Annotated in this window: 8 protein-coding genes; 3 read left to right on the top strand and 5 right to left on the bottom strand. The window is 47.7% G+C overall.

All coding sequences use genetic code 11. The annotated features are described in order from the left end of the window. Window positions 1-167: 167 nt before the first annotated feature. Window positions 168-620: a Cd(II)/Pb(II)-responsive transcriptional regulator gene (locus tag ACVCAM_RS25500; protein ID WP_045890357.1), complete on the top strand. Its 453-nt coding sequence runs from the start codon at window positions 168-170 to the stop codon at window positions 618-620. An 89-nt stretch (window positions 621-709) separates the two neighbouring features. Here ACVCAM_RS25500 and cueR read toward each other — a convergent pair whose 3' ends face one another. Both cueR and ACVCAM_RS25490 read right to left on the bottom strand, forming a co-directional pair. Further along, on the bottom strand, window positions 710-1,174 hold the full coding sequence (gene cueR / locus ACVCAM_RS25495) for a Cu(I)-responsive transcriptional regulator (RefSeq protein WP_016154433.1): 465 nt from the start codon (window positions 1,172-1,174) through the stop codon (window positions 710-712). Between the two features lie 13 nt (window positions 1,175-1,187). Beyond that, on the bottom strand, window positions 1,188-3,683 hold the full coding sequence (locus tag ACVCAM_RS25490; protein ID WP_009654818.1) for a heavy metal translocating P-type ATPase: 2,496 nt from the start codon (window positions 3,681-3,683) through the stop codon (window positions 1,188-1,190). Between the two features lie 185 nt (window positions 3,684-3,868). Between ACVCAM_RS25490 and ACVCAM_RS25485 the strand changes: the two genes are divergently transcribed. Continuing rightward, a complete protein-coding gene (locus ACVCAM_RS25485; RefSeq protein WP_032950072.1) occupies window positions 3,869-4,879 on the top strand; it encodes a cation diffusion facilitator family transporter in 1,011 nt (336 codons plus the stop codon). A 45-nt stretch (window positions 4,880-4,924) separates the two neighbouring features. Beyond that, entirely contained in the window at window positions 4,925-5,287 is a 363-nt protein-coding gene (locus tag ACVCAM_RS25480) for an ArsR/SmtB family transcription factor (RefSeq protein ID WP_016154435.1), read from the top strand. Window positions 5,288-5,671: 384 nt separating this feature from the next. Here the strand turns inward: ACVCAM_RS25480 and ACVCAM_RS25475 are convergent, their stop codons facing one another. The 3 genes from ACVCAM_RS25475 to ACVCAM_RS25465 all read right to left on the bottom strand — a co-directional run bounded on the left by ACVCAM_RS25475 (window position 5,672) and on the right by ACVCAM_RS25465 (window position 9,207). Then, window positions 5,672-5,920, bottom strand: a complete 249-nt coding sequence (locus ACVCAM_RS25475; protein ID WP_016154436.1) for a hypothetical protein — start codon at window positions 5,918-5,920, stop codon at window positions 5,672-5,674. A gap of 280 nt (window positions 5,921-6,200) precedes the next feature. Then, window positions 6,201-8,339, bottom strand: coding sequence for an AAA family ATPase (locus ACVCAM_RS25470; RefSeq protein ID WP_009654821.1), 2,139 nt, complete (start codon window positions 8,337-8,339; stop codon window positions 6,201-6,203). A 283-nt stretch (window positions 8,340-8,622) separates the two neighbouring features. Beyond that, window positions 8,623-9,207 (bottom strand): MFS transporter, encoded by a 585-nt coding sequence (locus ACVCAM_RS25465; protein WP_009654820.1) that lies wholly within the window; start codon window positions 9,205-9,207, stop codon window positions 8,623-8,625. Window positions 9,208-9,512 lie beyond the last annotated feature (305 nt).

Below are 9,512 nucleotides of genomic sequence, written 5' to 3'. Positions count from 1 at the left end.
AGGCAAAAGTGTAGCGGTATTAGGCGCAGCTATTTAGCCGCTTCGTCTCCTGCAGGGTTTTTGCTATTTTTTACACCACCACTCATTTTCATTGCCTCATCTGTTAACTATACTGACGATTAAAGACCCTAATCTAACTAGAGGGTCAAGCGCATAAGGGGGGAGGCATGAAAATTGGTGAATTGGCCCGTAAGGCGGATTGTCCGGTGGAAACTATTCGGTACTATGAGAAAGAAGGATTACTTCAGGCTCCATTAAGAGATATTGAAAATAACTATCGCCGTTACAACAATACTCATCTGGAAAAGTTATTATTTATCCGACGCTGCCGCTCTCTTGATATGACCCATAAGGAAATACGTGCATTGCTACTGGCAATGAATAATCACGGTAAAGACTGTGGCCCCATTGATGCAATAATCAGTGCCCATCTCACTCATGTTCAGCATCGTATTAAAGAATTAATAGCCCTGGAAATACAACTCAAAGAACTTAATAACTATTGCAGCTCAGACCGGAGCGTGGACGAATGCGGGATAGTACAGAAATTGACTGCTGATGAAGAGAATGGTGATCTTCCTTTAACCGTACCAACTGACCACTCGGGGGGTGTGCATTAGTGGTGTGCGCTTATAAGTTGATTAGACTGATGGCGTAACACAAGCCCATACAGCTTTGTGCTACGCCATCATGCCCTTAAAATAAGGGGTCAGGCTTTTTCCATTTCGTTACCACGAGAACGACGTTGCACTGCCCCTTCTCTCTTACCGGGATGGCTTTTAGCATCAGCGGTCATTAATGTCTGGAGTATTGGGCATTCAACTCGCTCATCCCCAGCACAGCTTTTGATCAGAGCTCTGAGTGTATCTGCCATTCGTCGCATATTTTCCATACGTCGCTCTAAATCATCCATATGCTCTTGTGCCAGACGTTTAACATCGGCGCTCTGGCGAGATTTGTCATTCCATAACTTGAGCAAATCGGCTATCTCTTCAAGAGAAAAACCAAGATCGCGCGCACTGCGGATAAAAATCAGACGATGGACATCATTGGGTGCATAATCACGGTAGCCCGCTTCGGTACGGCCAGTAGCAGGAATCAGACCAATTTGCTCGTAATAGCGAATCATCTTTGCGGAGATTCCTGATTCGTTCGATGCTTTACCAATGTTCATAGCTCCCCTTTTCTTAGTGCTCAGAGTCTTCTGCCAGCGGAGGCTGGAACCGACGCAAACGAAGTGCGTTGCCCAGGACAAATACACTGGATAGCGCCATCGCGCCTGCAGCAAAGATTGGTGAAAGCAGCAATCCATAGGCAGGGTACAGCAGGCCTGCTGCTACAGGGATCAATGCGGCATTATAACCAAACGCCCAAAAAAGATTTTGCCTGATGTTACCTATGGTTGCCTTAGACAATCCAATAGCATTAGGCACACCCTGTAGGTTGCCGGACATTAAGACAACATCAGCAGATTCCACCGCTATATCGGTACCTGTACCAATTGCAAGCCCAATATCTGCCACGGCTAAAGCTGGGGCATCATTAATGCCATCACCAACATAAGCGACCTTACCGTAAGACTCCTTCAACCGACGAACTGCTTCAACTTTCCCTTCTGGCAACACTTCGGCAACCACTTCATCAATACCAAGCTGTCTCGCAATCGCATTTGCTGTATTGGCATTGTCACCGGTAATCATTGCGACTTTGAGCCCCAGTTGGTGCAATGCATTTATGGCAATCGGCGTACTTGATTTAATAGGGTCAGCGACTGCGATAATGGCAGCCAGACGTCCATCAATAGCAACATAGAGTGGCGATTTTCCTTCGTTTCCAAGGCGTATCGCAGTCTTTGAAAAATACTCGATATCCAAGCCTAACTCACGCATAAATCGATCGGCCCCGACCTCTACGCGCTCTCCGTCTACGGTAGCCCTGACGCCCATCCCAGTAATTGAATCAAACTCAGTCAACGCTGGCAGCGATATCTCTTTTCCTAGAGCAGCTTCAACGATAGCGCGGGCAATAGGATGTTCCGAACGTGATTCAACAGCGGCAACTTTTGCTAATACTAAGTCAAGCTCAAACCCTTCGGCCAACTCCAGGTCTGTCATTACTGGGCGCCCTTCAGTCAAAGTACCTGTTTTGTCTACAGCGACAACCCTGGCATCTTTAAGCAACTGCAGAGCTTCTCCCTTACGGAACAAGATCCCCATTTCTGCACCACGCCCAGTACCTACCATGATAGAGGTTGGGGTAGCCAATCCCATTGCACATGGGCAGGCAATGATCAATACAGCCACGGCATTAACCAGTGCGAAAGACAGGGCCGGTGATGGCCCAAATGTTAACCAGGCAAGGAAAGTTAACAACGCTGCCAGCATCACCACAGGAACAAACCATAATGTCACCTTATCGACCACGGCTTGTATAGGTAGTTTAGAGCCCTGGGCTTGCTCTACCATTCTGATTATTTGTGACAACATCGTCTGGCCACCAACGGCTGTTGCACGCAACCTCAATGCTCCTTTCTGGTTAACAGTCCCGCCAACCATTAAGCTTCCGGGAACTTTCTCGACGGGGATAGGCTCCCCCGTTATCATCGATTCATCGACAAAACTTGTTCCTTCACTCACCTCACCATCAACAGGTATCCGCTCACCTGGTCGAACTTCGATAATGTCATCAAGGGCTACATCACTAATGGGAATATCGATGACAATGCCGTTACGCAGCACATGCGCCTCTTTGGCCTGCAATCCAACCAAACGCTTGATAGCCTCAGACGTTCGACCTTTAGCCCGCGCCTCCATAAATCGTCCTAAAAGAATAAGAGCGACGATTACCGCAGCAGCTTCGTAATACACATTGACGGTACCTTGAGGCAAAAGACCTGGAGCAAAGGTCGCAATCATTGAATAACCGAATGCAGCGAGAGTCCCGACGGAGACGAGAGAGTTCATGTCTGGGCCAAGTCTTAATAACGCGGGAATACCTTTCAGGTAAAAGCGCCGCCCCGGAATAGCCAACACCAGCAATGTTAATACAAACTGGAGATACCAGCTTTCCTGGAGCCCAATGGTATCCATTATCCATTGATGCATTCCCGGTATCACATGCGACCCCATTTCCAGAATAAATACTGGTAACGCAAGTACGGTCGCCAGAACTAAATCTTTCTTCAACGCAACCTTTTCAGCATCTTTTTTTTCTGCGGCACTATCATTATTCTGGCTTTGGTTATCAACCAGGCTGGCTTCATAACCGATTTTTTCGATAGCAGTTATGAGGTCATCAACTCCTGCGGTTCCACGTACAGTAGCTCTTTCAGTCGCTAAATTAACAGTGGCTTCTTTTACACCTTTAACCGCTCGGAGCGATTTTTCGACACGCCCTACGCATGATGCACATGTCATGCCCTGAACTGATAACTCTACAGAAGCTTGAGGAACCTCATAACCAACCTTTTCAACTGCTTCAACCAACGCCATACGATTAACGAATGCATTTAGGCGGATATCTGCACGCTCTGTTGCAAGGTTAACGCTTACGTTTTGTACGCCTTCAACCTTAGCCAGAGCGGCTTCAACTCGTCCAACGCAGCTTGCACAAGTCATTCCCTCAATGGGCAAGCTGACTTGAGTTTCACCATCATTAGAATGCTGTTTTTTTTGAATGCTCATGATGTATTTCTCATCGTTATGGTCAGATAAAGAACAACCTTAAGGCTTACCATCGTGGGAAGGTCAAGCGCATTATTTTGAACATGCCGATGCCGTGGAAGGAATGGATATAAAAACCCTTTACATGAACACATATTCATATGTTATATTGAAGGCATCATGTATAACCAACAGCTTGAGGCCCTATGTCACAATCACATGATCACGAGCATGACCATACTCCAGCAGTAACCAGTGCAAACGAGCGTAAAGTCCTTATCTCCTTCCTCATGATATTCACATTTATGGTGGTCGAAGCTGTTGGAGGGATACTTTCTGGCTCATTAGCATTGCTGGCAGATGCAGGCCACATGCTTACAGATGCAGTAGCTTTGGCGCTGGCTTATGCGGCATTCCGTTTTGGCCGTCGAGCTGCTGATAGCAAACGAACCTTTGGATATTTGCGATTTGAAGTCATCGCGGGATTCTTTAATGCCCTGACACTCTTCGCTATTGTGGCGTGGATTGCATATGAGGCATGGGAAAGGTTACAAGCTCCACCAATTATACTGGCAGGCCCAATGCTGATCGTTGCCATTGCAGGATTGTTGGTCAACATATTGGTATTATGGATCATGACCCGTGGTGAGACCGATCATGTTAATGTCAAAGGTGCTATTTTACATGTGATGGGTGATCTATTGGGTTCTGTTGGCGCTATTGTCGCCGCTATTGTCATTTACTACACGGGCTGGACACCGATTGACCCAATACTTTCCGTTCTTGTCGCAGCACTGGTTTTACGTAGTGCCTGGAAATTATTAGCAAAATCGCTGCACATCCTGTTAGAAGGAGCGCCTGAAGATGCCTCCCCAGACAAGGTGGAACAGAGACTAATCAGTTCTGTTAAGGGCTTAGCAGCCGTAAGTCATATTCATGTCTGGCAAATAACCTCAGGTCGGACGATGGCAACACTGGAAGTAAGAGCCAAGGAAGATGTGGACGTAAAAGACGTTGTGAAGCTTGTAAAACAAGAACTTTATGAGCAGTTCAAAATAGAACATGCAACTGTGGGAATCGACTGGAATTACGATCAAAACGATAATACATGCAGCCTTTCACCGACAAAACTGCGTAACGAACACGAACACGAACACGAACACGAACACGAACACGGAAAAAAGCATAACCATTCTAGTCCAGGCCACAAACATTAATCAGGCCTCTGGTGATGCACTATCAATTTAGGAGGGAGAATCATAATGTCCAGCACATCAGATTGCGGCAACATACAAGACTGTTCCGCGACAGATCATGTCGCGGAGCCAGATCTATCAATGCTCTCGCAAAACGACATTGGGCAACTTTCCGAGATTTTCCATCTACTGGGGGACCAGTCAAGACTACGAATCCTGCTTTACTGTATGCGTGGTTCGGTCTCTGTAGGCGACATTGCTGAGTCGCTCCAGTTATCACAATCTCTGGTCAGTCATCATCTGAGGTTGTTACGAAGTGCAAGGCTTGTTCGCGGAGAGAGAAAGGGTAAGTACATATTTTATAGCATAATGGATCACCATGTAAGTCATGTTCTTCAGGACATGGTATTTCACATAGCTGAAGAATAACCCGAATGAATTTTGATAAGTAGAGCTTGTGTAATTCCAACTCACCTTAGTTTTTCATTACTTTGGTGAGTTGTTTCATCATTAATTTATTAACACCTTAATAATTAACCTTTTAATAATGAAACCTGCCCCCTTCCCTTGTATGTAATAAATACCTGATGGTTCACTATCACCAGATAAAGCGAAGTGAGCAGGCCACCTCATGAAGGAGAAACCTTGCTTTGCAAGCTTATTGAATAGCCACGGATAATCTAGTTTGTCTGCTTCGTGCCAAAAGCGGACATTGCTACATCACAATGCGTTATGGTCAACATCAGAATGCAGCCCTTGTGTTGTGACGTGTAGTCTGGCCTAAACGCAGTTGCACTACATTACCTCGTGGGGTCAGCGACGGCCCCGTTTCAGTTCACGTACACAGGGATCATACTCATCTGCATAGCCACCAAAGTCATGGCTGGGCATGAAGTACCACTTTTCACCTTTCCAACCAGCGATCCGGGTGGTCGGTTTGGTTTTATTCAGAACAACAATACAGACGCCGACGGGAGACACTGGAGGAAGAAGTCGTTGCACCACACACTCACGATTGCCCACATCAATCCAGTCTTTGACGTGAATTTCAGGATGGTTCATTGTTTATCTTCATGTGATGGAATTGCTTACCGTAATGCATCCGATTACCGTGCAAGATCATGTATCCTGTCGCCTTCCTGCTCCCTTGAGGTGGCGCTGCCTTGGTACAGTCAGCACTCTGAATGTCAGGCCCAGCCGCGAGGCCGGAAGCTCATCAGGTCGCTGCGGTAGGGGAAAACGGTCCGGGTAACAGACCGTAATCGCCTGCTGGTGGTTATTGGCCCTGACTGGAGCCGCACTGAAAACTGAAGCGCATTAATATACTCGCGCCTCCGACAGGTCAGGCAATTTCTTCCAGCGCATCGTCATTTGCCGGTGGAGGAGGAAGTATAAGCGCGTCGCACTCCCTGATGACATATTCAGGAATGAGATCAAACCGGGCAGGATCCAGCTGACAGATAAATTCATTTTCAATGTGGTAGGTCTCATTCATGAATTTACGTATTACTGCGTTCTCGAGTCCGGTCTGAAGCAACCTGAACACCTGCAGTTTCTCGTAGCCATTACGGCAGAGCAGATAAAGCGCACGTATACGATCCGGGTCGGTGAGCTGAACGAAAGTGGCCTGGTAGTCAAAGCCGGGAATGCGATCGGCGATTGCCTGGCAGCCGAAGGCAACTTTTTCTGCGGACATTTCAGGATGTCCCACTCCCTGCACAACGGGTTCACGGGTGTCGATGGGCGTTTCACGGTGATGGAAAAGGTTTGACAGCACCTGATAGGCATCACCGAGGTCGTCCATAATTTCATAATGTCGGCGAAGATAGATCAACTTGATGATGTCTTCACTATCAGAGTCAGTGACAGACTGGCAGATCTGAGCAAAAGTGCGGATATCACTTTCACCGATGAGCTGCTCGGTGATGCAGCCTGCGCTGTAGTGCAAGTGTGAGGCCGTAACCAGATTACTGAACAGCTTCCTGACGGACTTCAGTGTATCAATAATAGGCTCAACATCGTGAGTCAGCATCAGTACCGTTTCATTTTTCAGGCACTCACCGGTATTGCGGCGAAACAGCATCTCCAGGATGGCAAATTTCTTGTTCTTATCAAACGATGAAATCGGGTCGTCAAGAATGATCAGGCCTGGCTTCTTGGCTAAGCATTCATACATAAACAGAACAATGGCAAAGGCGTTGCGTTCACCGTAGCTGAGATGCTGGCTGCCGCCGCTGACGTAGCCTTCAAAGTCTTCGTGGCGCAGTTTCAGCCGACATTTATCGCCTTCCCCAGTGATATCCACCTGATAACGATAGCCTGCGTAAGCCAGAAAGGTATTGATATCGGTTTTATGCTTGAGGATCAGCTTCTGCATGCCCTGACGCTGCTTATTTATTTGACCCTGCAGGCGTCCGGCCTGCGTCGTCAGGTCGTCTAAAGAGGTATTGAGACTGGCTACGGTGCGGGCCGTTTTATCCGACTGCAGCTCCGGGAAAAACTTCACGTCTAGGCGACAGGCTTCCAGTGCAGCCTTGACGTTGGTTGAAGCGCTGAACGTAAAGCCGTTAAGAGTCTTAAGGGTATTCAGCATATTTATCAGGCTGTCTGTCTGCTTCTTCACTGTCACGAGATATTCTTCGTGCTGTTTTTCCAGCCCACTTTTTAGGGTTGTAATATCAGCGAGGCGGGCACGGGCAGGCTCTGAAAAATATTCGCCGAGTTTATCTAGCACGCCGATCAGGCCGATCAGGTTTTTAATGACAGCCTTATCATACTCCGCGCTGACGCGGCTAATCTGCTCGGCCTTTTCACGGGAGTCGCCAGTACAGAACGGACAGCAGCCGTCGGATAGCGCGGAGAATTTCTCATACCCCCGGGTCTGCCACTCGATCCACTCTACGCTGCTTTTACTTTGGATGTACGGCTTATAAGATTCCAAACCGTCGGGAATGTGCTGAAGCTTGTTGCCAGCGGATAAGCCTTTCATACCGGTAGACGTTTTTGCAATCCCGGTACTACTCAGCTTAAATGCGGCGCTGAGTTCCCCCAGGTGCGTGATGAATTCTTCAAGCCCGACGTTATCAGCAAACTGCTGCCGTATGGCCACGACCATGGCTTCGATTTCGCGTTCTGTCTCGTGATACGCTTCACTTTTGATGAAGATGTCAAAACTATTACTTACTAACTCGTCTGGTTGAAAAGTGAATTGATCGACATATTTTTCATTAAAGCACATGACGTTTTGCAGGCCATCGACACCAGTTACCCTAGGCTGTACTGCATCGGGATTAGAACCACGGTATCTAAACGGAAGCAGGTCGCTGAGACCCTGTTCATCCCCGTTTACCGTACACTGAATCGCGCGGGAAATGGTGCTTTTTCCGGTGCCGTTAGGCGCAAATTTAATATTTAGTTTTTTTTCTGCCAGAGTTATATTTGCTTTATCGATGTTATTACAGCAATTAATTTCAATTTCCATACCTAATCCTTTACGGCAAAGACACTGAGCAGGCCCCGTATATTGCAGGCCCGATTAATTATTTAAGCTGAAGCCAGAACATATAAGCACCGTTTCATTTTTGAGTAAAGCACTCCGGGATTCGCCCTTGGTACCGCAGCGCCGGAGCAGTTGTTTTATAGAGCGTATGTACGGCGCTTGTGATGTATGTCCGCTTCGTGCCAAGAGCGGACATTTGCACCCTCAGTACCCGCACCAGACTAAGCCGGCTCAGCAATGTCGGCGTTGCTGATACTGACAGACGTTATGCCGTTTTAAAGCGACGTTTCCGGTGTATCACCATGAGAGCGACAATTACCGCCACCGCAATTGTCGCGGTCCCCCGGAAGACGACTGATGAATCTCCTAGGATGATTTCCATGAATGATGATAAAAACTGGCCGGAGAATATAGCCATAGAAAGCCAGGCAAGGTTACGTCCCCGGACGCGAGCGTGACTCTGCTCGACTGTCATATGATTCACAAGCGGCACCGACAGACCAAACCCACAACTCATTAAAACCCCGCCAGCGATGTAGAACACTACATTATCAGCGAATGAAAATATGAAATGTCCGGCAGCGTAGCAGCTAAACGCCGTGTACAGATTTCCGTACTCACGTAAACGCGCTATGAGGCGCGGCATCATCGCAGCAGCCCCGACGGCGACCAGTGAGATAAACGACAGAAAGTATCCGGTTTCTGCTGCCCCAATAGCCATGCAGCTAAACACCTGCGGAATGATGATAATGCTGGTGAAGAAGCAAATCATGGACAGCAGGGCTGCAAAAAGCACAGGCGCTAATCGAGTCGCACTCACCGATTCGCTTTCTCCGGCGTTTTCATTCATGTTTTCTGTCCCAGAGGACAATTGTTACGGCACAAACGCCAGCTGCATAACCAGAAGAACCTAGGCAAAAAGATGAAGCAAAAACGGCCACTGCCAGCCAAGGGTTGCAAGTAATCCGCCTATAAACAGAAAAATGACACCGCCCAGCTCAATCAACATTCCCTGCGAAGGTATCATTTTCAGGCAAGCCTGACCGCTATGAAACGAGGAAATCAATCCGGTTCCTGCTGACATGACGATGGCGGTATCTGACTGAAATCTGGATGTCTCTTCTTCCAGATCTACTTAAAACTCGTTCTGATAAC

It is taken from the genome of Enterobacter sp. CFEC122 (assembly GCF_052983755.1).
Note: the sequence above shows the minus strand (reverse complement) of the source record. Positions and strands in the feature narration are given on the sequence as shown.

Bases quoted from the DNA above. Each gene is read 5' to 3' on its own strand.
- ACVCAM_RS25500 (WP_045890357.1), top strand. From the start codon at position 168: ATGAAAATTGGTGAATTGGCCCGTAAGGCGGATTGTCCGGTGGAAACT.
- cueR (WP_016154433.1), bottom strand. From the start codon at position 1,174: ATGAACATTGGTAAAGCATCGAACGAATCAGGAATCTCCGCAAAGATG.
- ACVCAM_RS25490 (WP_009654818.1), bottom strand. From the start codon at position 3,683: ATGAGCATTCAAAAAAAACAGCATTCTAATGATGGTGAAACTCAAGTC.
- ACVCAM_RS25485 (WP_032950072.1), top strand. From the start codon at position 3,869: ATGTCACAATCACATGATCACGAGCATGACCATACTCCAGCAGTAACC.
- ACVCAM_RS25480 (WP_016154435.1), top strand. From the start codon at position 4,925: ATGTCCAGCACATCAGATTGCGGCAACATACAAGACTGTTCCGCGACA.
- ACVCAM_RS25475 (WP_016154436.1), bottom strand. From the start codon at position 5,920: ATGAACCATCCTGAAATTCACGTCAAAGACTGGATTGATGTGGGCAAT.
- ACVCAM_RS25470 (WP_009654821.1), bottom strand. From the start codon at position 8,339: ATGGAAATTGAAATTAATTGCTGTAATAACATCGATAAAGCAAATATA.
- ACVCAM_RS25465 (WP_009654820.1), bottom strand. From the start codon at position 9,207: ATGAATGAAAACGCCGGAGAAAGCGAATCGGTGAGTGCGACTCGATTA.